Genomic DNA, 20,822 nt, shown 5'->3' with positions numbered 1-20,822 from the left:
TCCCTCACACCGTGTGCAGGCTGCTGACCCTCAGCGGTGCCACCACGTCCCGGCCGCCCAGGTCCGTCAATTCCAGCACCACAGCGGCGCTGAGCACGTTGGCCCCACTCGCCTCGAGCAGCTGTCGTGCCGCTCGCAGGGTCCCGCCGGTGGCCAGGACATCGTCGATGATCACAACGTTGCGCCCCGCGATATCAATCCCGTCGGCCGGGATCTCCAGCGTCGCACTGCCGTACTCAAGCTGATAGGTGACGCTGTGCACCGGAGGCGGCAACTTCCCGCCCTTGCGTACGGCCAGCACACCGACGCCGAGCCGCGTCGCGACCGCGGCACCCAGCAGGAACCCCCGCGCGTCCAGGCCGGCGACCAGATCGGCGTCGACCGCGGTGGCGGCCAGGGCGTCGGTGACCGCGCACAGGCCCCGCGCATCGGCCAGCAGCGGGGTCAGGTCCTTGAACTGCACGCCGGGCTCGGGAAAGTCGGGGACCTCCCGGATCAGTTTCTTGACCAACGATGAGATGTCCTGGCTCATGTGGACAGCTTCCAACGGTCCATGTTCCAGCCTGCACCCCACCGGGTCGGATTGCTGCTCACGGCGTACATCTTCGTCGATGTGAGTACGGTGCGCTGCTGGCGGTACAGCGGCAGGGTCGGCATGTCGTTCCACAGGATCGGTGCGCCCTCCCCTGCCAGCCGGGCCAGTTCCTTCGGATCGGTCGTGACGGCCTGTGCATCGATGATGCCGTCGACCCGCTCGTTGACGTAGCCGGGCAGGTTGTTGCCGTTGCCGGAGTGGAACGCGTAGGCGTCGATGGCCGAAGAACCCGAGGAGCCGCTGCCCGCGGCCCCGCCGGTGCTGGCGAGCAGTCCGTCGAACTCGTTGTTCCGCAATGCCACCGGCCCGGCCGTTGCCGATCCGGCGTCCTGCACGGTGATGCCCGCTGCGGCGCATGATTTCGCGATCGCGCCGACGGTAGCGGCCAGCCTCGCGTTGGGCGTCTGATACCCGATGCGTACCGTCAGCGGCTTGTTGTTGAGCGCGGCGCGGGCTGCGTCGGGGTTGGCCACACCGAATTGCCCGGCCTCGCCGACGTTCTCGGCCGCACTGAAGGCGTCGTCACTGACGGGACTCAGCCGGGAGTTGATGATCGGCGTCGCGGCGTTGCGGGCGATCACGTCGCGCGGGGTGCACAGCGCAACGGCCCGGCGCGCCGGCGGGGCGGCCAGCGGACCGCCCGGCGCGAAGATCAACTGCTCGATACCGGCCGACGGGCTCTCCATGCTGACGTAGTCGTCGGGCAGGTTGAGCAGGCCCGAGGATCCGGACTCGATGTCGACGACGTCGAAGGAGCCCTGGTTGACCCGCTCCTGGATGTCAGCCCCGCGTGGCCACACCGCGATCCGGTTGGTGACCGCCGGGGTGCCCCACCACTTGTCGTTGGCGACCAGGACCACCACGCCGTCCTTGGACACCGAGTCGATCCGGTACGGGCCCGAGGACGGGAACCGTTTGAGGTCGAGGTCCGGTTTCAGATCCCAGACGGTGTTCCACGCCTCGGCGATCCGGGCGATCGTCGGCTGGTCGCCGTTCTGCAGCGCGGTAACCACACCCCCGTCGCCGAGGTCGAGCTCGTCGGCGATGACGTGCGCGGGCATCAGCGAGGTGGCCGCGAACAAATGGCCGTAATCGAGGAATCCGCGGTCCTGGGCGAACGACACCCGGGCCCGTTTCTGGCCCGGTTCGCAGTCCACCGACCCGATATCGCGGTAACCCGCTCGGCTGGCGGCGTCGAACCCGGGAAACCGCCCGGACTGTGCGCCCCAGGCCAGCACCAGATCGTCACAGGTGATCGGCTTGCCGTCGGAGTAGACCGCCTTGTCGCTGATCACGTAATCGAGCACCAGCGGAGCGCGACCCACGACCGACACCGAGCCGAAGTCGTTGTCGGCGACCACCTGGCCTTCGGGCCCGTGATAGGCGAACCCGGTCAACGCCCGGGCGAACGCCTGCGGCCCGGCGGATGCGGCTCCCGCCACGGTGTTGGTGTTGTAGGTGGTCAGGGAGCCGTCGACGGCGTAGTCGATCGCGTCAGCCGCGCTGTCCGAACACGCCGCCAATCCCATCGCGACGACCACGGACAGCGTCGCCGCCGTCACCGCTGTCCGTGCCCGGGCGATGGCCCGCCACTGAACCATGCGGTTTACCGCCGGGTGTTCCGCTTGCCCGACGGACGTCCGGTCCGTGCCGCCGGACGCGCACCTGGCGCCGGCTTGGCCGGTGCCGGCTCGCCGGCGACCGAGGCCGTCACCGTCTCGGCACTGATTTCGGTGGATTCTGCGTCCGATGCTTCGGAGGCGTCCGCTGTGTCCTTCGTGGCCGTCGACGCCTTGGCGCCCTTCTCCCGGCGATTGAGCACCCGCTTGGTGTGCTTGCGCACGAGTTCCGTACGTTCGCGCAACGACACGAGCAGCGGCGTGGCGAAGTAGATCGACGAATAGGTACCGACGATGACGCCGACCAGCTGGACCAGGGCCAGATCCATCAGGGTCCCGACGCCCAGCAGCCAGACCGCGACCACCATCAGCGCGACGATCGGCAACACCGAGATGAGGCTGGTGTTGATCGAGCGCATGAACGTCTGGTTGACGGCGAGGTTGGCCTGCTCGGCGAACGTTCGGCGAGTGGTGTGTTCGAAGCCGTGGGTGTTCTCCTCGACCTTGTCGAACACGATCACCGTGTCGTAAAGCGAGAAGCCCAGAATCGTCAGCAGGCCGATGACGGTGGCCGGGGAGACCTCGAACCCGACCAGCGAGTAGACGCCGGCGGTCACGACCAGGTCGAAGACCAGCGTGGCCATCGCGGCCATCGCCATGTAGCGCTCATAACGCCAGGCGATGTAGATGGACGCCAGTACGACGAAGACCACGAGCGCGATCAACGCCTTCTGGGTGATCTGACCACCCCAGGTCTCGGACACCGCCGAGTCGCTGATCACCTGCTTGCTGGGCTGGCCGTCGCTGCCCTTGGGGTGGAAGGCGTCGAACAGTGCGGTGCGCAGCTGTTCGGTCTCATCGTTGGACAGCGTCTCCGAGCGGATCTGCACCGTGGCCGATGCGCCGCTGCCGACCAGCACGACCGACTCGGGCGCCCTGTTCAGGGTCTTGTTGAAGACGTCCTCGACCTGTTGGACCGTGACGATCCCCTCGGAGCCGGCCGACGGCATCGACACCTTCGTGCCGCCCTCGAAGTCGATCCCGAAGGTGAACCCGCGAAGCACCATGCTGGCGATGCAGATCGCGACGATGATGCCGCTGACCGCGTACCAGAACTTGCGGCGGCCGATCACCTCGAAGGCGCCGGTACCGGTGTAGAGCCGGACGAAGAATCCGTGCTTGGGCAGTGCCGCAGACGTGGATTCGATGTTCGGCGCCTCCACTGCGGTGTCCTTGACGTCCTCGGCGGTTGTGTCGTCGGTGGTCTTGCTCTTTGCAGCCATGTGCTTATCCCCGTCCCGCGGTCGCATGCGAAGCCTCCCGGCGTTCCCGCGCGATCTGTTGCACCGCGCCGAGACCGTTGAGGGCAGGTTTTGCCATCGTCGGGGACTTGGACGCCAGGTACACCAGCGGCCAGGTCACCAGGAACACCACCACGATGTCCAGGATCGTGGTCAGGCCCAGGGTGAACGCGAAGCCCTTGACCTGGCCGATCGCCAGGAAGTACAGCACCGCGGCGGCCAGGAAGGTCACGGCGTTGCCGGACACGATCGTCTTGCGGGCGCGCGCCCAGCCTCGGGGCACCGCCGACCGGAAGGACCGGCCCTCACGGATCTCGTCCTTTATTCGCTCGAAGAACACCACGAACGAGTCCGCGGTGGTGCCTATACCGATGATCAGACCGGCGATACCGGCCAGGTCCAGCGTGTAGCCGATGTATCGGCCGAGCAGTACGAGGATGGCGAAAACCATTGCGCCGGCAGCGACCAGAGACAGTGCCACCAGCAGGCCGAGCACCCGGTAGTACAGCAGCGAGTACAGCAGCACCGCGGCCAGACCGACGGCGCCCGCGATCAGCCCGGCCCGCATCGAGGACAGGCCCAGGGTCGCCGAAACCGTCTCGGCCTCAGACGATTCGAAAGACAGCGGCAGCGAGCCGTACTTGAGCACGTTGGCCAGTTCCTTGGCCGTGTCCGAAGTGAACTGGCCGGTGATCTGGGTGTTGCCGCCGGGAATGGCCTCCCGGATCTCGGGCGCGCTGACCACCTGCGAGTCCAAGGTGAATGCGGTCTGGGTGCCCACGTTCGCCGCGGTGAAGTCGGCCCAGGTCTTGGCTCCCCCGCTCTTGAAGGTCACGTCGACGACGTACTGGCCCTGCTGCTGGTTCAGGCCGGAGGTGGCGTTCTCGATCTCCTCGCCGCTCATGATCGACTTGCTCAGCAGGTAGACGGTCTGCCCGTCCTGGGAGCAGGTGATCAGGGGCAGGTTCGGGTCGTCGTTGCCGGCCAACACGTCTTCCTCACCGCAACGGGTGGCCTGGTACTGCAGCGCCAGGATCTGGATCGACGGGTTGGTGCTCTGCCGCAGTTCCTTCTCATCGGAGATGCGCTGGGCGAGGGCGGCCTTGGTGTCACCGGGCTTTGCCGGTGCCGGAGCCGGCGCGGGGGCCGGGGCAGGCGCCGGGCCGGGCTCACCCGGGGCCGGTGCCGGTGCCGGAGTCGGTTCGCCGGGAGTCGGCGGGGGGTCCAGTGGGTAGGGCCGCGGCTGCGGTGCCGGGACCGGCTCACCGGCCGGAGGTACAGGCTGTTCCCCTGCTGGCGGGACTGCCGGCGGCTCGCCCGGAAGGCCGGGCGCCACGCCCGGAATCCCACCGGGAACGCCCGGTACCACTCCCGGTGCACCAGGTGCCGCGGGCGCGCCCGGTGCCGCAGGGGCACCCGGAGCGCCGGCGCCCGGCTGCTGGCCCTGTTGGACCGGCGGCTTGGCAGGCATCGCGTGCACGACGGGCCGGATGTACAGACGCGCGGTCTGGCCCAGGTTGCGGGCCTCGCTGCCGTCGTTACCGGGAACCGTGATCACCAGGTTGTCGCCGTCGATGACGACCTCCGAGCCCGAGACGCCGAGACCGTCGACGCGGGCACTGATGATTTGTTGGGCCTGGTTGAGAGCCTCTCTGGTCGGCGTCGAGCCGTCCGGGGTGCGCGCGGTCAGCGTCACCCGGGTACCGCCCTGCAGGTCAATGCCCAGTTTGGGCTTGGCCTGCTTGTCGCCGGTGAGGAACACCAGCAGATAAACGCCGATCAGAAGGACCAGGAAAAGTGTCAGGTAGCGCGCAGGATGCACCGGCGCCGAAGACGATGCCACGTTTCTAGGGTCTCCTCGAGATCAGTTCGTCAGCACCGCAAAGGGTACGTGCTTGTCCTGGGTGCTCTGCGGTCAGTCTTTTTTGAGACCGTCGGCGTCGGTGACACCGGTGCTCTCGGTCAGTTCAGTCGCGGCCGACGGGGTGTCGGCGTCGGCGTCGGCATCGGTGTCCTCCTCGATGCGATCGCGCACCGCGAGCTTCATCCAGGTGGTGACGACGCCGGGGGCGATCTCCAGGTCGACGTTGTCGTCGGTGATACCGGTGATCGTGGCCAGCAGGCCCGAGGTGGTGTGAACGCGATCGCCGATCTGCAGCGAGTTGTGCAGGTCGATGGTCGCCTGCATGGCCTTGCGCTGACGACGCGACGCGAAGAACATAAACGCGCCCATGACGATCAGCAGGGGCAGGAAAATGACGAGATCCATGTCGATTATGTCTTTCGTGTTGTGTCAGATGTCAGGGCGACCGAGGCCACGATACCGCCGCCGACCCCGACGACCTCATTCGCCGCCGACTGGCGGGCGACGCGGCTAGGCTCAGTACGCGTTGTTTCCGGCGCAGCCGTTTGCGTATTGAGGAGGCAGTGTTGAGCCATCCCGAGCAGACCCGCCATCTGGCCACCACCATTCCCGGCCCCAAATCTGAGGCATTGACCGGCCGGAAAACGGCCGCGGTGGCTCGTGGCGTGGGTAACACAATGCCCGTGTACGCCGCCCGCGCCGGAGGCGGCATCGTCGAGGACGTCGACGGCAACCGGCTCATCGACCTGGGCTCGGGCATTGCCGTCACCACCATCGGCAACTCGTCGCCGCGCGTGGTCGAGGCGGTGGCCGCGCAGGCCGGGAACTTCACCCACACGTGCTTCATGGTGACGCCGTATGAGCAGTATGTCGCGGTTTGCGAGCACCTCAACCGGCTGACGCCGGTGCGCGGCGAGAAGCGTTCGGCGTTGTTCAACTCGGGCTCCGAGGCCGTGGAGAACTCGGTCAAGATCGCTCGGTCCTATACCCACAAGTCCGCCGTCGTCGCCTTCGACCACGCTTACCACGGGCGCACCAACCTCACGATGGCGTTGACCGCCAAGTCCATGCCGTACAAGCACGGTTTCGGTCCGTTCGCGCCCGAGGTCTACCGGGCGCCGCTGTCCTATCCCTTCCGCGATGCCGAGTTCGGCAAGGAGTTGGCCACCGACGGCACGCTCGCGGCCAGGCGGGCCATCGACGTGATGGAAAAGCAGATCGGTGCGGACAACCTGGCGGCGGTCATCATCGAACCCATCCAGGGTGAGGGCGGGTTCATCGTCCCCGCCGACGGGTTCCTGCCCGCGTTGCTGGGGTGGTGCCGCGACAACAACGTGGTGTTCATCGCCGACGAGGTGCAGACCGGGTTCGCCCGCACCGGCGCGATGTTCGCGTGTGAGCACGAGGGCATCGATCCCGACCTCATCGTCACCGCCAAGGGCATCGCCGACGGACTGCCGCTGTCCGGCGTGACCGGACGCGCCGAGATCATGGACGCGCCGCACGTGTCCGGACTGGGCGGCACCTACGGCGGCAATCCGATCGCGTGCGCGGCGGCGCTGGCCACCATCGAGACCATCGAGGCCGACGGGTTGGTCGGCCGCGCCCAGCACATCGAGGTGCTGATGAAGGACCGGCTGGGCCGGTTGCAGGCCGAGGACGACCGGATCGGCGACGTGCGCGGCCGTGGCGCGATGATCGCCGTCGAACTGGTCAAGGCAGGCACGACCACACCCGACCCGGATCTCACCAAGGCGCTGTGCGCCGGTGCCCATGCGGCCGGGGTGATCGTGCTGTCCTGCGGTACCTACGGCAACGTGTTGCGCTTCCTGCCGCCGTTGACGATCAGCGACGAACTGCTCGTCGAGGGGCTCGACGTGCTCGAGCTGATCCTGCGCGACCTCTGACGCCCTAATGCGCGTGGGTGTGGCGTCCACCGAACAGTCCGCCCCAGGTCCGATGTTCGGGGGCGGCCACGGCTTCGGTCGGCGGTGCGTCTGCGACGGCGACAGGCTCGGCCGATGCGGCATGCGCCGCGGGCCGTTGCGCGTACTCGACGTCACGCACACTGCGGACCGACAACCGGCCCACCGCCATGGCCCCCAGCAACACGATCAGCGCGCCGAGCCCGGAGAAGTACGCCAACTCGAGCGTCACCCGTTTCGCATCGGTCACCGCTATCGGCATCCCGGCGTCACCGATGCCCAACGGTCCCGCGAGTGCGCGACCCACCACGAACCAGGCTCCCGCCAGTACCGCCAGCCATGCGCCGAACAGGGCGGTGGCCCGGTTCCCCGAGCCCATCAGCAGCAGGCCGCCGAGAGCTGTCGCAGCGCCCGGAAGCACCTCCAACCAACCGCGTGCGGTGGTCCAGAACCAGGTCTGATCCGGGGTGAACGCGAAGTCGAAGTACGGTCCGACGAACGGGATCAGCGCACCCCAGATTCCCAGCAGGACCAGCAGGAACCCGCTGGCCGCTCCGCGACTGCGGGACATGCGCAGACGACTGCCGCGGGTATCGAATTCGGTCATGATGCCTCCTTTGACTCCCCCGTGGGTACCCGAACTCCAGCGGGAGTAACGCTCCTACCCTGAGGGAATGCGCCTTGCCGAGAACGCCCTGCGCGACACGTTGGCCGACGCCTGGGACCGCTGGGCGCAGCGGTGCGCCGAACTCACCGAACCTCAAGCGATTCCCGCAATCCGATAACGCGGTCACGGACCGGTCGCCACTACTGCAGGTCGACGGCCTTCACCCAGGAACGGGTCAGACTCACAGCACATTGACAGCTAAGAAACTGGTTTTCCGGAAATAAGTTTAGTTTCACTAACGTAGTAGTTCGGTAGCGCAACGTCGCGCCGGTGATTATTTCAGCTATCTGTAAAGAGGGTTCTTGATGTCGTTTGATACTCGTGATGAGCAACTGGCGAGCCGTATCGCCGATCTGACCGCCACCGATCCACAGTTCGCCGCCGCGATTCCCAGCGACACCGTCACCGCCGCCGTCGACGTCCCCGGCCTGCTCCTGCCCGAAATCGTCCAGACCGTCCTGCAGGGCTACGCCGAGCGGCCCGCGCTCGGGGAACGCGCCCTCGAATTCATCGCCGACCCGGCCACCGGACGGACCACCGCACGCCTTCTCCCCCGGTTCGACACCATCAGCTACGGCGAGCTCTGGGACCGGCTCCGCGCCCTCGCCGCCGCCTTGCACGCGTCCGGCGTCGCAGCCGGTGACCGGATCGCCATCCTGGGATTCACCAGCGCCGACTACACCGTGATCGACACGGCTCTGAGCCAGATCGGCGCGGTCTCGGTCCCCCTGCAGACCAGCTCCTCGCCCGAGTCGCTGGCACCGATCGTGACCGAGACCGAGCCGCGGGTGATCGCCGCAAGCGTCGACCACCTCGCCGATGCCGTCGAGCTGGCGCTCACCGCCCACGCTCCGGCCCAGGTGCTCGTCTTCGACTATCACCCCGAGATCGATGACCATCGCGACGCGGTGGCATCGGCCACCGAGCGACTGGCCGCGGCCGGCCGCGGCATCGCGGTCGACACCCTGGCCGACCTGCTGGCCCGCGGCAGCGAGCTGCCGACACCCCCGGCACCCGAGACCGACGGCACCGACCCGCTCGCGTTGCTGATCTACACCTCCGGTAGCACTGGCGCCCCCAAGGGCGCGATGTACCTGCAGAGCTCGGTCGGCAAGTTCTGGCGGCGCAACAGCAAGGCCTGGCTCGGACCGGTCAGCTCGGCGATCAATCTGAGCTTCATGCCGATGAGCCATGTGATGGGCCGCGGCATCCTCTACGCCTCCCTCGCCGCGGGCGGCACCTGCTACTTCGCGGCCCGCAGCGATCTGTCGACGCTCCTGGAGGACCTCGCCCTGACGCGGCCCACCGAGCTGAATTTCGTTCCGCGCGTGTGGGAAATGATCCACAGCGAATTCCAGAGCCGGGTCGATCACCGCCTGGCCGACGCCGGCCAGGACCGTGAGACGGTCGAGGCCGAGGTGCTGGCCGAGGTGCGGGACAAGGTCCTGGGCGGACGGTTCGTCGCGGCGATGACCGGCTCGGCGCCCATCTCAGCCGAGCTCAAGACCTGGACCCAGGACATGCTCGGAATTCACCTGCTGGAGGGATACGGCTCGACCGAGGCCGGGATGGCACTCTTCGACGGTGTGGCCCAGCGTCCGCCGGTGATCGACTACAAGCTGGTCGACGTCCCGGACCTGGGGTACTTCCTCACCGATCAGCCGTACCCGCGCGGCGAGTTGCTGATCAAGACCGAGAATCTGTTCCCCGGCTACTACAAGCGCCCCGAGGTCACCGCGTCGGTGTTCGACGAGGACGGCTTCTACCGCACCGGCGATGTCGTCGCGGAGATCGGTCCGGACCAACTGCGCTACGTCGACCGGCGCAACAACGTCCTCAAGCTGGCCCAGGGCGAGTTCGTCACGCTGGCCAAGCTGGAGGCGGTGTTCGGCAACAGCCCTCTCGTGCAACAGATCTACGTCTACGGCAACAGCGCGCAGCCCTACCTGCTGGCCGTGGTGGTGCCCACCGACGCGAACGTTTCGAAAGAGGCGATCAGCGAATCCCTGCAAGAAGTGGCCAGGGACGCCGACCTGCAGTCGTATGAGATCCCCCGCGATTTCATCATCGAGACAACACCTTTCACCCTGGAGAACGGTCTGCTGACCGGTATCCGCAAGCTGGCCTGGCCGAAGTTGAAGGCGCACTACGGCGAGCGGCTGGAGCAGCTCTACGCCGACCTGGCCGAGACGCAGGCCGGTGAGCTTCGAGCATTGCGGTCCCTGAGCCCCGACGCCCCGGTGCTGGAGACCGTGAGCCGGGCTGCCGGTGCCCTGCTGGGCGCAGCGGCATCCGACCTGGGACCCGATGCCCACTTCACCGATCTGGGTGGAGATTCGTTGTCGGCGTTGACCTTCGGCAATCTTCTGCGCGAGATCTTCGATGTGGATGTGCCGGTGGGCGTGATCGTCAGCCCGGCAACCGATCTGGCCGGGATCGCCGGGTACATCGAAACGCAGCGCAACGGATCCAAGCGGCCGACGTACGCGTCGGTGCACGGCAGGCACGCCGACGAAGTCAATGCCGCCGACCTGACGCTGGACAAGTTCCTCGACGCGGACACCCTGGCCGCAGCGCCGAGCCTGCCCAAGTCGCGCGCCGAGGTGCGCACCGTGCTGCTCACCGGCGCCACCGGCTTCCTGGGCCGCTACCTGGCCCTGGAATGGCTGGAGCGCATGGACCTGGTCGACGGCAAGGTCATCGCCCTGGTCCGCGCCAAGTCCGACGAGGAGGCACGGGCCCGGCTCGACGCCACCTTCGATGTGGGTGACCCGAAACTGCTTGCGCACTACCAGAATCTGGCCGCCGACCACCTCGAGGTGATCGCCGGCGACAAGGGCGAGGAGAACCTCGGCCTGGATCAGCAGACCTGGCAGCGGCTGGCCGATGACGTCGACCTGATCGTGGACCCGGCCGCACTGGTCAACCACGTGCTGCCCTACAGCGAGCTGTTCGGGCCCAACGCCCTGGGCACCGCCGAGCTGATCAAGATCGCGCTCACTACGAAGATCAAGCCGTACACGTATGTGTCGACCATCGGCGTGGGCGATCAGATCGAGCCCGGGAAGTTCGTCGAGAACGTCGACGTCCGGGAGATGAGCGCGGTCCGCAAGATCAACGACGGCTACGCCAACGGTTACGGCAACAGCAAGTGGGCCGGCGAGGTCCTGCTGCGCGAGGCCAACGATCTGTGCGGCCTGCCGGTCGCGGTGTTCCGTTGCGACATGATCCTGGCCGACACCACGTACTCGGGTCAGCTCAACCTGCCGGACATGTTCACCCGAATGATGTTCAGCCTCGTCGCCAGTGGTATCGCTCCGGGCTCGTTCTACGAACTGGATGCTGACGGCAACCGGCAGCGCTCGCACTATGACGGGCTGCCGGTGGAGTTCATCGCCGAGTCGATCTCGACGCTGGGTGGGCAATCCGTGGGGAGCTTCGAGACCTACCACGTGATGAACCCCTACGACGACGGCCTCGGCATGGACGAGTTCACCGACTGGCTGATCGAGGCCGGCTACCCGATCGAGCGCATCGCCGACTACGGGCAGTGGATCCAGCGGTTCGAGAGCACCCTGCGCGCCCTGCCGGACAAGCAGCGCCAGGCCTCACTCCTGCCGCTGCTGCACAACTACCAGCGACCCGAGCGGCCGATGCTGGGCGCCTTGGCCCCGACGGACCACTTCCGGGCCGCTGTGCAGGAAGCCAAGATCGGGCCCGACAAGGACATCCCCCATGTCAGCCCGGCGGTGATCGTCCAGTACATCACCAACCTGCAGCAGCTGGGCCTCCTCTAAGAACCCGTGCGCTCGTCCCACACCGGCGTGGGGCGGGCGCACGTCGGGGGTGACGCATCTCGCACCGCCGGAGCTGGCATCTCGAAATATAATTAGTTTTACTAACGTAGTAATTAGTAGGCGCGGAAGACGTGCCGACAGTATTTATTTTGATTTGCTCAGGGGACCGATATGACCACCGAAACACGCGAGGACCGGCTCCAACGCCGGATCGCAAACCTTTATGACACCGACTCACAGTTCGCCGGTGCCCGCCCCAGCGACGCCGTCAACGCCGCAGTCGCCCAGCCTGAACTGCGGCTGCCGGCCATCGTCAAAGGCGTGCTCGCCGGCTACGCCGACCGCCCCGCGCTCGGACAGCGCGCTGTAGAACTCGTCACCGACGCCGCCGGCCGCACATCGGCCCGGCTGCTCCCCCGCTTCGACACCATCACCTACCGCCAACTGGGAGACCGCATCCAGGCGGTCACCAACGCCTGGCACAACCACCCGGTGAAGCCCGGCGATCGCGTCGCCATCCTCGGGTTCACCAGTGTCGACTACACCACCATCGATACCGCACTCATCGAACTCGGCGCCGTGTCGGTGCCGCTACAGACCAGTGCCGCGGTCGCCACCCTGCGGCCCATCGTCGCCGAAACCGAGCCGACCGTGATCGCGGCAAGCATCGACTTCCTCGACGACGCAGTCGAATTGGTCCGCTCCGGACCCGCACCCCGCCGCCTGGTGGTGTTCGACTACCGGCCCCAGGTCGACGCTGAGCGCGAGGCCCTCCAGGCCGCCAAGGCCGCACTGGCCGATACCGATGTGGTCGTCGAGCCGCTGGCCGACGTCCTCGACCGCGGACGGTCACTGGCCGACGCCCCGCTCTACACCCCGGGTCAGGCCGACCCGCTGACCATGCTGATCTACACCTCCGGCAGCACCGGCACCCCCAAGGGCGCGATGTACCCGGAGACCAAGGTCGCCAACATGTGGCAGCTGGCGTCGAAGGCCACCTGGGACGAAAACCAGGCCGTGCTGCCCGCGATCACCCTCAACTTCATGCCGATGAGCCACGTCATGGGCCGCGGCATCCTGATCGGGACGCTGAGCTCCGGCGGCACCGCGTATTTCGCTGCGCGCAGCGACCTTTCGACCTTCCTCGACGATCTCGCCCTGGTCCGCCCCACGCAGCTCAGCTTCGTGCCGCGGATCTGGGACATGCTGTTCCAGGAGTACCAGAGCCGCCTCGACCGTGCCGGTGGCAGTGAGGACGAGGTGCTCGCCGAGGTCCGCAAGGGCCTGCTGGGCGGACGGTTCGTCTCCGCGATGACCGGCTCCGCGCCGATCTCTGCCGAGATGCACAGCTGGGTGGAACGCCTGCTCGATATGCACCTGCTGGAGGGGTACGGCTCGACCGAGGCCGGTTCGGTCTTCGTCGACGGCCACATCCAGCGCCCGCCGGTGATCGACTACAAGCTCGTCGACGTCCCGGACCTGGGCTACTTCCTCACCGACCAGCCCCACCCGCGCGGTGAGTTGCTGGTGAAGTCCGAGCAGATGTTCCCCGGGTACTACAAGCGTCCCGAGATCACCGCCGAGATGTTCGACGAGGACGGGTATTACCGCACCGGTGACATCGTGGCCGAACTCGGCCCCGATCATGTCGAGTACCTCGACCGGCGCAACAACGTGCTCAAGCTTTCGCAGGGCGAGTTCGTCACGGTCTCCAAGCTGGAGGCAGTCTTCGGGGACAGCCCGCTGGTGCGGCAGATCTTCATCTACGGCAACAGCGCACGTTCCTACCTGCTGGCCGTGGTCGTGCCCACCGATCCTTCCGTGTCGAAGCAGGCGATCAATGATTCGCTTCAGGACGCGGCCCGCGCCGCCGGACTTCAGTCCTACGAGGTGCCGCGCGATTTCATCGTGGAGACAACACCTTTCAGCCTGGAAAACGGTCTGCTGACCGGCATCCGCAAGCTGGCCCGGCCAAATCTGAAGAACCACTACGGCGACCGGCTGGAGCAGCTCTACAGCGACCTGGCCGCAGGTCAGGCCAACGAGTTGAGTGAACTGCGGCGCAGCGGTGCTGACGCCCCGGTCCTCGACACCGTGGGCCGGGCCGCCGGGGCACTGCTGGGTGCCGCGACCTCTGATCTCGCGCCCGATGCCCACTTCACCGATCTGGGTGGAGATTCGTTGTCGGCGTTGACTTTCTCGAATCTGCTGCACGACATCTTCGATGTGGATGTTCCCGTCGGCGTGATCGTCAGCCCGGCCACCGATCTGGCCGGTATCGCCGGCTACATCGAAGGCGAACGTCACGGATCCAAGCGTCCGACCTACGCGTCGGTGCACGGACGTGACGCTACCGAGGTGCATGCCGCCGACCTGACGCTGGACAAGTTCCTCGACGCGGACACCCTGGCCGCGGCGCCGAGCCTGCCCAAGGCCCCGGCCGAGGTCCGCACCGTGTTGCTCACCGGCGCCACCGGCTTCCTGGGCCGTTACCTGGCCCTGGAATGGCTGGAGCGCATGGACCTGGTCGACGGCAAGGTCATCGTCCTGGTCCGCGCCAAGAGCGATGCCGAGGCCCGCGCCCGGCTCGACGCCACCTTCGATGTGGGTGACCCGAAACTGCTTGCGCACTACCAGAATCTGGCCGCCGACCACCTCGAGGTGATCGCCGGCGACAAGGGCGAGGCCGATCTGGGTCTCGACCGCGCCACCTGGCAGCGGCTGGCCGACGACGTCGACCTGATCGTCGACCCGGCCGCACTGGTCAACCACGTGCTGCCGTACAGCCAGATGTTCGACGCGAATGCCCTGGGCACCGCCGAACTCATCCGCATCGCGCTCACCACGAAGATCAAGCCGTTCGTCTACGTTTCGACGATCGGTGTGGCCGGGGGCATCAAGCCCGGCGAGTTCGTCGAGGATGCCGACATCCGGGTGATCAGCCCGACCCGGCAGGTCGACGATTCTTACGCCAACGGCTACGGCAACAGCAAGTGGGCCGGCGAGGTCCTGCTGCGCGAGGCCCACGACCTCTGTGGCCTGCCGGTCTCGGTGTTCCGTTGCGACATGATCCTGGCCGACACCACGTACTCGGGTCAGCTCAACCTGCCGGACATGTTCACCCGGCTGATGTTCAGCCTCGTCGCCAGTGGTATCGCTCCGGGCTCGTTCTACGAACTGGACGCTGATGGCAACCGTCAGCGGGCCCACTACGACGGTCTGCCGGTGGAGTTCATCGCCGAGGCGATCTCGACGCTGGGCGTGCATGTCACCGAAGGGTTCGAGACCTATCACGTGATGAACCCGTACGACGACGGCCTCGGGCTCGACGAGTTCACCGACTGGCTGATCGAAGCCGGTTACCCGGTGCACCGCATCGACGATTACGGCCAGTGGTTGCAGCGCTTCGATACTGCGCTGCGCACGCTGCCGGACAAGCAGCGTCAAGCCTCCCTGCTGCCGCTGCTGCACAGCTACCAGCAGCCGTCGCATCCGTTGCTGGGCGCGGCCGCGCCGACCGACCGGTTCCGGGCGGCGGTGCAGGAAGCCAAGATCGGGCCCGACAAGGACATTCCCCATGTCAGCCCGGCAGTGATCGTCAAGTACATCACCAACCTGCAGATGCTCGGGTTGCTGTAAAAGACTTCCCCACAAGGGAAGAATCCCCTGAGCGGCCGCGGTCCTTACCAAGGACCGCGGCCAATCAGTATGTAGCGTGGCGAGATGGGCAGCACGCGGGTCTCCGGCCACGTCAATGCACCCCGCGTCGCGGTCTATCGAGCGCTCGTCGACGCCGACGCGATCGCGGCGTGGCGGGTTCCGGACGGTATGCGCAGCGAGGTACACGAATTCGACGCGCGCGAGGGCGGAACATTTCGCATCTCACTGCACTACGACTCGCCGGACGCCGTCGGGAAGTCCAGCGCCCAAACGGACACCTATCACGGTCATTTCGTCGAGCTGGTGCCGGACGAGCGGGTCGTCGAAGTGTTGGAGTTCGAGAGCGACGATCCCGCCGTGGGTGGCGCGATGACGATGACGACCACGTTGAGCGACGCCGGAGACGGCACCGACGTCCTCATCCAGCACGACGGGATTCCCGACGCAGTGGACGCGGCCGACAACGAGACCGGTACTCGGATGGCGCTGGCCGCACTTGCCGCGTGGGTGGAAAACCGCAGCTAGTCGAAGCATCCCGCCGGTGTCGGAGGCTCGGCGTAGTGTCGCACACATGTTCGAATCATTCGCGAAGATTGATCCCGATGCCGGCGAGGCGGCATTGCGGGATCGCATCGCCGAGCTCGAACAACTCAAGTCGGCCGCCGCAGCCGGCCAGGCCCGCGCCACCGCAGCCCTGGACGGTGCCCGCCGTACGAGGGAGGCCGCCGCCGGCGTCGCGGCCTCGCGCCGTGGCCGCGGGCTGGGTTCGGAAATCGGCCTGGCCCGCATGGAGTCACCCGCCCAGGGCAACCGCTACCTCTCCGACGCCCGCATCCTCGTGCACGACATGCCCTACACCTTGGCGGCCCTGGAGAACGGGGTGCTGACCGAATCGCGCGCCCGGTTGGTCGTGCGCGAGGCCGCCTGCCTGTCCCCCACCGAGCGGAGGCGCCTCGACGAACACCTCTGCGCCGACCACGCGAAGCTGATCGGCCTCGGCGATATCCGCCTGACCGGTGACGCCAAAGGCATTGCCTACCAACTCGATCCGGCAGCCGTTATCGACCGGGCCACCAGGGCACCCGAAGATCGCAACGTCACCTTCCGGCCCGCCGCTGACAACATGGCCATCGTCACTGCCCTGCTGCCTGCGACCGATGCGGCGTCCGTGCGCTACGCACTCACCGAAGCGGCCGACCGCTGCGCTGACGGCCGCAACCGCGGCCAAACCATGGCCGACACCCTCGTCACCCGCGTCACCGGCCGCGACACCACCAAACCGGTCCCCGTCGCGGTCAATCTCGTGCTTTCCGACAACACCCTCTTCGCCGGCAGCACGCAGCCCGCACATCTGCAGGGCCACGGACCCATCCCCGCAGCCGCAGCCCGACGCATGATCAGCGACGCCCTCGCCGACGACAACTCCTGGGCCACCCTGCGACGCCTGTACGCCGCACCCGACACCGGAACACTCGTCGCGATGGAATCCCGCTCGCGGCGCTTCCCCAAAGGCCTCGCCCGGTTCATAGCCACCCGCGACCAAACCTGCCGCACCCCCTACTGCAACGCCCCCATCCGGCACATCGACCACATCACGCCGCACCACCACCTCGGACCGACCAGCGCTGCCAACCGCCAAGGACTGTGTGAACACTGCAACTACGTCAAGGAAAACCCCGGCTGGCGGGTAATAGCCAAAGTCGACAAATCAGGCCGCCACACCACCGAACACATCACCCCCACCGGCGCCGTCTACCGCTCGACAGCTCCACCACTACCGGGAGGGATCCGGGTACTCACCCGAGAAATCCACCTCACCCGAATCTCAGCGTGAGCGGGCCGACCAGAATCCGACGAGCAACTGCTCGATCCGTTCACGGTCGATCAACAGCGGTGAGACGTGGCCGGTGCCTGCCACCGTCTCGACGCGGCAGTCGGCAATGGCCGTGCAGGTCTGCCGAGCCTCTGCCGGTTGCCAGCCCATCACGTCGTCACGAACCGCAAGCACCAACGTGGGAATCTGAATCTTGGCGAGCAGATCCGCCAGCCCGCTGCGGTGCAGCATCATCGAGCGCATCGCGTGCAGCATTCCCGTGCGGTCAGCCGTTCGGAACGAATCTAGAATCACCGCAGCCTGGTTCGGCTCGGCGTCGACGGCTGACGAACCGATGATCGAGTCAGACATTTGCTTCACGATGAACGCATTCGGACCGACCAGACGATAAAACCCGACCAGCGGCCACCCCTTCGTCCACTTCTCGCGCATCGTAAATGCCTGGACCGGGGTGCCGATGGTGGTCAAGGTCCGCAGTCTCGTGTGGTCGTCGGCTGCCAAACGGATGCCGACGTGACCTCCCCACGCATTCCCGACCCAGTCCACTGGTTCGTGCAATCCCAGTCCGTCCAGCGCCTGCTCAGCGGCCGCCACGCATTCCTCGAAGGTGAAATCACGCGTCACTGCATCGCTTTTCCCGTGGGATGGACCGTCGATCGCGTACACGGCGTGGTCGCGGGCCAACACAGGCTCGAGGAGACTCCAGGACTGCGAGTCAACGAAGAGGCTGTGCCACAAGACGACCGGCTGCCCCGCTCCGCTACAGCGCACGTGCAAACGGCCCAGTTCTGTGGTGACGAAACGGGAGCCGCTCATGGCAATCTCCAACTACTTCGGCAACCGAGATCTGGGCATTCGTAGCATCCTTTGGTGCAATGCCCTCGTCAAGCGACTCCGACCGCGAGCAACACGACCGCGATCAGCGGGAAGGCGCCCTGGGTGATCGCTGCGCGCGCCTTGTCCGGTGAGCTGGTCAACAGCACCGCGGCAGCGGCCAGCATCGAGCCGACCCCGGCGAACACGAGAGCGGCTCCAACCGCATTGTGCCCCAAGCCAACTGCGACGATACCGACCACTGTGACGATCGCCAGGAACAGGTTGTAGAAGCCCTGATTGAACGCGAGCTCCTTGGTCGCCTGCGCCTCTTCCTCGTTGATCCCGAAGGTGGCGCGGGTACGCGGTGAAGTCCAGGTCAGCGACTCCATCACAAAGATGTAGACATGCAGGGCCGCGGCGAGCGCGGCGAACACCAAACCGGCGATGACCATGCGGTCTATTCAAACAGCTCGGACTGCCCCAGTCCGGTAACTGGCGGTCGCATACCCAGATGAGTCCACGCCAACGGCGTGGCCACCCGGCCCCGCGGGGTACGGGCCACCATGCCGGCACGCACCAGGAAGGGTTCGCAGACCTCCTCGACCGTGGTCGCTTCTTCTCCCACCGCCACGGCCAGGGTCGACACCCCGACGGGGCCGCCGCCGAAACTGCGGGTGAGCGCCGACAGCACGGCGCGATCCAGGCGATCGAGGCCGAGCTCGTCGACGTCGTAGACCTCCAACGCGGCCTTGGCGATGTCGCGGGTGATCACGCCGTCGGCGCGGACCTCGGCGTAGTCACGGACCCGGCGCAGCAGCCGGTTGGCGATGCGGGGCGTGCCGCGGGAGCGCCGGGCGATCTCCGTGCCGGCCTCGGCTCCCAGTTCGATGCCCAGAATCCCGGCCGACCGGGCCAGCACCCGCTCGAGTTCGACCGGCTCGTAGAAGTCCATATGCGCGGTGAATCCGAACCGGTCCCGCAGCGGACCGGTCAGCGCCCCGGATCGGGTGGTCGCACCCACCAGCGTGAAGGGCGCGACCTCGAGCGGGATCGACGTAGCGCCGGGACCCTTGCCGACCACCACGTCGACGCGGAAGTCCTCCATCGCCAGATACAGCATTTCTTCGGCCGGCCGGGCAATGCGGTGGATCTCATCGATGAACAGCACGTCGTGCTCGACAAGGTTGGACAGCATCGCGGCCAGGTCACCGGCGCGCTCCAGCGCGGGACCGGAGGTGAGCCGCAGCGACGATCCCAACTCGGCCGCGATGATCATCGCCAGCGATGTCTTACCCAGCCCGGGCGGGCCGGACAGCAGGATGTGATCCGGTGTGCCACCGCGATTCTTGGCGCCCTCTAGGACAAGCGACAGCTGCTCGCGCACCCGCGGCTGACCGATGAACTCCCCCAGTGAGCGCGGGCGCAGGCTGGCGTCGACATCACCCTCACCGACTGTCAGCGCCGGCGAGACCTCCCGATCCTCGGGCTCGTCGGCTTCGTCGAACCGGCCCATGGCTATTTCTTACCCAGCATGGAGAGTGCCGCCCGTAGCGCAGAGGCCGTGGTGGCCTCGGGATCGTTGGCCAGCACCTTGTCGGTGGCCTCCTCGGCCTGTTTGGCGGCAAAGCCAAGTCCGACAAGGGCTTCCACCACCGGGGTACGCACCGCATGGCCCGTGGCCCCACCGATGGCCCCGGGGGTTACCGGACCGATCTTGTCCCGCAGTTCGAGCACCATCCGCTCCGCGCCGCGTTTACCGATACCGGGAACCCGGGTCAACGCCGTCACATCCCCGTCTGCGAGAGCCTGGCGCAGCGCCTGCGGGTCGTAGACCGCCAGCGTCGCCAACGCGATCTTGGGACCGACGCCTGACACCCCCAGCAGCGTGAGGAACAGGTCGCGGGCATCCCCGTCGGCGAACCCGTAGAGCGTCATCGAATCCTCGCGCACGATCATCGCGGTGATCAGCCGAGACTCGGTGCCACGGCGCAGATTCGCCAGGGTCGACGGAGTTGCCATCACCTTGTAGCCGACGCCGGCGGCCTCGATCACGGCATGATCGAGGGCGATGTCGATGACCTCACCGCGCACCGAGGCGATCATGCCCGCCCCGCCTTCGCAGTGGCTTTCAGTCGGGCCTGATACTTACGGCGCTGTTCGGCGGCCATCGCCTCGGCGGCAGCCATCCGCGCGATCATCGGGGCCCGCCAGCAGTGGCAGATCGCCAGTGCCAGCGCGTCGGCAGCGTCAGCCGGGGTCGGCTTGGCTTGCAGTGCAAGGATTCTGGTGATCATCTCGGTGACCTGGGCCTTGTCGGCGCGGCCGTTACCGGTGACCGCGGCCTTCACCTCCGACGGGGTGTGAAAATGCACCTCGATGTCGCGCCGGGCCGCGGCCAGTGCGATCACCCCGCCGGCCTGGGCCGTGCCCATCACCGTCGACACGTTCTGCTGGGCGAACACCCGCTCGATCGCGATCACGTCGGGCCGGTGGGTGTCCATCCAGTATTCGGCCACATCGCTGATCTCCAGCAGCCGCTTCTGCAGCGGCGCGTCGGCCGGGGTGCGGACCACGTCCACATCCAGCGCGGTGACCTGCCGGCCCTTGCCACTCTCGACCACCGACAGGCCGCAGCGCGTCAACCCGGGATCCACTCCCATCACCCGCACACGAACCCCTTCGTCAGAACATCTGTTCGAGAGCCTAGCGTGAGCCGGCGACAGCCCGGCGCAGGGACACGCTCA

The 20,822-nt window shown here is 67.0% G+C and carries 16 protein-coding genes; 5 read left to right on the top strand and 11 right to left on the bottom strand.

From position 1 onward, the window contains the following. Positions 1 to 4: 4 nt before the first annotated feature. From EYZ64_RS14035 to yajC, 5 genes are all read right to left on the bottom strand, one after another. Positions 5 to 532 carry an adenine phosphoribosyltransferase gene (locus tag EYZ64_RS14035; RefSeq protein ID WP_167857827.1) on the bottom strand — a complete coding sequence of 176 codons (528 nt, stop codon included), beginning with the start codon at positions 530 to 532 and terminating at the stop codon, positions 5 to 7. Further along, positions 529 to 2,196 carry an ABC transporter substrate-binding protein gene (locus EYZ64_RS14030; RefSeq protein WP_135453987.1) on the bottom strand — a complete coding sequence of 556 codons (1,668 nt, stop codon included), beginning with the start codon at positions 2,194 to 2,196 and terminating at the stop codon, positions 529 to 531. Before EYZ64_RS14030 ends, EYZ64_RS14035 begins: the two co-directional genes overlap by 4 nt. A gap of 5 nt (positions 2,197 to 2,201) precedes the next feature. Beyond that, positions 2,202 to 3,497, bottom strand: a complete 1,296-nt coding sequence (gene secF / locus EYZ64_RS14025; RefSeq protein WP_135453985.1) for a protein translocase subunit SecF — start codon at positions 3,495 to 3,497, stop codon at positions 2,202 to 2,204. Between the two features lie 4 nt (positions 3,498 to 3,501). Continuing rightward, positions 3,502 to 5,358: a protein translocase subunit SecD gene (gene secD, locus EYZ64_RS14020; RefSeq protein WP_135453983.1), complete on the bottom strand. Its 1,857-nt coding sequence runs from the start codon at positions 5,356 to 5,358 to the stop codon at positions 3,502 to 3,504. 72 nt (positions 5,359 to 5,430) lie between these two features. After that, positions 5,431 to 5,784, bottom strand: a complete 354-nt coding sequence (gene yajC / locus EYZ64_RS14015; RefSeq protein WP_135453981.1) for a preprotein translocase subunit YajC — start codon at positions 5,782 to 5,784, stop codon at positions 5,431 to 5,433. 161 nt (positions 5,785 to 5,945) lie between these two features. Here yajC and gabT point away from each other — a divergent pair, with 161 nt between their 5' ends. Beyond that, complete coding sequence (gabT, locus tag EYZ64_RS14010) at positions 5,946 to 7,286, top strand: 4-aminobutyrate--2-oxoglutarate transaminase (RefSeq protein ID WP_135453979.1); 1,341 nt, start codon at positions 5,946 to 5,948, stop codon at positions 7,284 to 7,286. Positions 7,287 to 7,290: 4 nt separating this feature from the next. Here the strand turns inward: gabT and EYZ64_RS14005 are convergent, their stop codons facing one another. Next, positions 7,291 to 7,911 (bottom strand): hypothetical protein, encoded by a 621-nt coding sequence (locus EYZ64_RS14005; RefSeq protein ID WP_135453977.1) that lies wholly within the window; start codon positions 7,909 to 7,911, stop codon positions 7,291 to 7,293. Between the two features lie 365 nt (positions 7,912 to 8,276). Between EYZ64_RS14005 and car (EYZ64_RS14000) the strand changes: the two genes are divergently transcribed. The 4 genes from car (EYZ64_RS14000) (at position 8,277) to EYZ64_RS13985 (ending at position 17,262) form a co-directional block, all read left to right on the top strand. Then, positions 8,277 to 11,768, top strand: a complete 3,492-nt coding sequence (car, locus tag EYZ64_RS14000) for a carboxylic acid reductase (protein WP_135453976.1) — start codon at positions 8,277 to 8,279, stop codon at positions 11,766 to 11,768. Positions 11,769 to 11,939: 171 nt separating this feature from the next. Continuing rightward, complete coding sequence (gene car / locus EYZ64_RS13995; protein ID WP_135453975.1) at positions 11,940 to 15,407, top strand: carboxylic acid reductase; 3,468 nt, start codon at positions 11,940 to 11,942, stop codon at positions 15,405 to 15,407. An 84-nt stretch (positions 15,408 to 15,491) separates the two neighbouring features. Continuing rightward, positions 15,492 to 15,953, top strand: coding sequence for an SRPBCC family protein (locus EYZ64_RS13990; protein ID WP_135453974.1), 462 nt, complete (start codon positions 15,492 to 15,494; stop codon positions 15,951 to 15,953). A 46-nt stretch (positions 15,954 to 15,999) separates the two neighbouring features. Next, positions 16,000 to 17,262 carry an HNH endonuclease gene (locus EYZ64_RS13985; RefSeq protein ID WP_135453973.1) on the top strand — a complete coding sequence of 421 codons (1,263 nt, stop codon included), beginning with the start codon at positions 16,000 to 16,002 and terminating at the stop codon, positions 17,260 to 17,262. On the opposite strand, the gene EYZ64_RS13980 is transcribed toward EYZ64_RS13985, so the two are convergent. The 5 genes from EYZ64_RS13980 to ruvC form a co-directional block, all read right to left on the bottom strand. After that, a complete protein-coding gene (locus EYZ64_RS13980) occupies positions 17,254 to 18,078 on the bottom strand; it encodes an alpha/beta fold hydrolase (protein ID WP_135453972.1) in 825 nt (274 codons plus the stop codon). The two genes, EYZ64_RS13985 and EYZ64_RS13980, sit on opposite strands and share 9 nt — an antisense overlap. A gap of 68 nt (positions 18,079 to 18,146) precedes the next feature. Continuing rightward, the gene (locus EYZ64_RS13975) at positions 18,147 to 18,530 is read right to left on the bottom strand and encodes a DUF1304 domain-containing protein (protein WP_135453971.1); all 384 of its coding nucleotides are present in this window, start codon (positions 18,528 to 18,530) and stop codon (positions 18,147 to 18,149) included. A 5-nt stretch (positions 18,531 to 18,535) separates the two neighbouring features. Continuing rightward, positions 18,536 to 19,591 (bottom strand): Holliday junction branch migration DNA helicase RuvB, encoded by a 1,056-nt coding sequence (gene ruvB, locus EYZ64_RS13970; RefSeq protein WP_135453970.1) that lies wholly within the window; start codon positions 19,589 to 19,591, stop codon positions 18,536 to 18,538. 2 nt (positions 19,592 to 19,593) lie between these two features. Beyond that, entirely contained in the window at positions 19,594 to 20,181 is a 588-nt protein-coding gene (ruvA, locus tag EYZ64_RS13965) for a Holliday junction branch migration protein RuvA (protein ID WP_135453969.1), read from the bottom strand. Beyond that, positions 20,178 to 20,747, bottom strand: coding sequence for a crossover junction endodeoxyribonuclease RuvC (ruvC, locus tag EYZ64_RS13960; RefSeq protein WP_135453968.1), 570 nt, complete (start codon positions 20,745 to 20,747; stop codon positions 20,178 to 20,180). Before ruvC ends, ruvA begins: the two co-directional genes overlap by 4 nt. Positions 20,748 to 20,822 lie beyond the last annotated feature (75 nt).

The organism is Mycobacterium sp. DL99, from assembly GCF_004762045.1.
GTDB lineage: Bacteria > Actinomycetota > Actinomycetes > Mycobacteriales > Mycobacteriaceae > Mycobacterium.
Note: the sequence above shows the minus strand (reverse complement) of the source record. Positions and strands in the feature narration are given on the sequence as shown.

Coding starts and splice junctions, on each gene's coding strand:
- EYZ64_RS14035 (WP_167857827.1), bottom strand. CDS start 532: ATGAGCCAGGACATCTCATCGTTGGTCAAGAAACTGATCCGGGAGGTC.
- EYZ64_RS14030 (WP_135453987.1), bottom strand. CDS start 2,196: ATGGTTCAGTGGCGGGCCATCGCCCGGGCACGGACAGCGGTGACGGCG.
- secF (WP_135453985.1), bottom strand. CDS start 3,497: ATGGCTGCAAAGAGCAAGACCACCGACGACACAACCGCCGAGGACGTC.
- yajC (WP_135453981.1), bottom strand. CDS start 5,784: ATGGATCTCGTCATTTTCCTGCCCCTGCTGATCGTCATGGGCGCGTTT.
- EYZ64_RS14005 (WP_135453977.1), bottom strand. CDS start 7,911: ATGACCGAATTCGATACCCGCGGCAGTCGTCTGCGCATGTCCCGCAGT.
- car (WP_135453976.1), top strand. CDS start 8,277: ATGTCGTTTGATACTCGTGATGAGCAACTGGCGAGCCGTATCGCCGAT.
- car (WP_135453975.1), top strand. CDS start 11,940: ATGACCACCGAAACACGCGAGGACCGGCTCCAACGCCGGATCGCAAAC.
- EYZ64_RS13990 (WP_135453974.1), top strand. CDS start 15,492: ATGGGCAGCACGCGGGTCTCCGGCCACGTCAATGCACCCCGCGTCGCG.
- EYZ64_RS13985 (WP_135453973.1), top strand. CDS start 16,000: ATGTTCGAATCATTCGCGAAGATTGATCCCGATGCCGGCGAGGCGGCA.
- EYZ64_RS13980 (WP_135453972.1), bottom strand. CDS start 18,078: ATGAGCGGCTCCCGTTTCGTCACCACAGAACTGGGCCGTTTGCACGTG.
- EYZ64_RS13975 (WP_135453971.1), bottom strand. CDS start 18,530: ATGGTCATCGCCGGTTTGGTGTTCGCCGCGCTCGCCGCGGCCCTGCAT.
- ruvB (WP_135453970.1), bottom strand. CDS start 19,591: ATGGGCCGGTTCGACGAAGCCGACGAGCCCGAGGATCGGGAGGTCTCG.
- ruvA (WP_135453969.1), bottom strand. CDS start 20,181: ATGATCGCCTCGGTGCGCGGTGAGGTCATCGACATCGCCCTCGATCAT.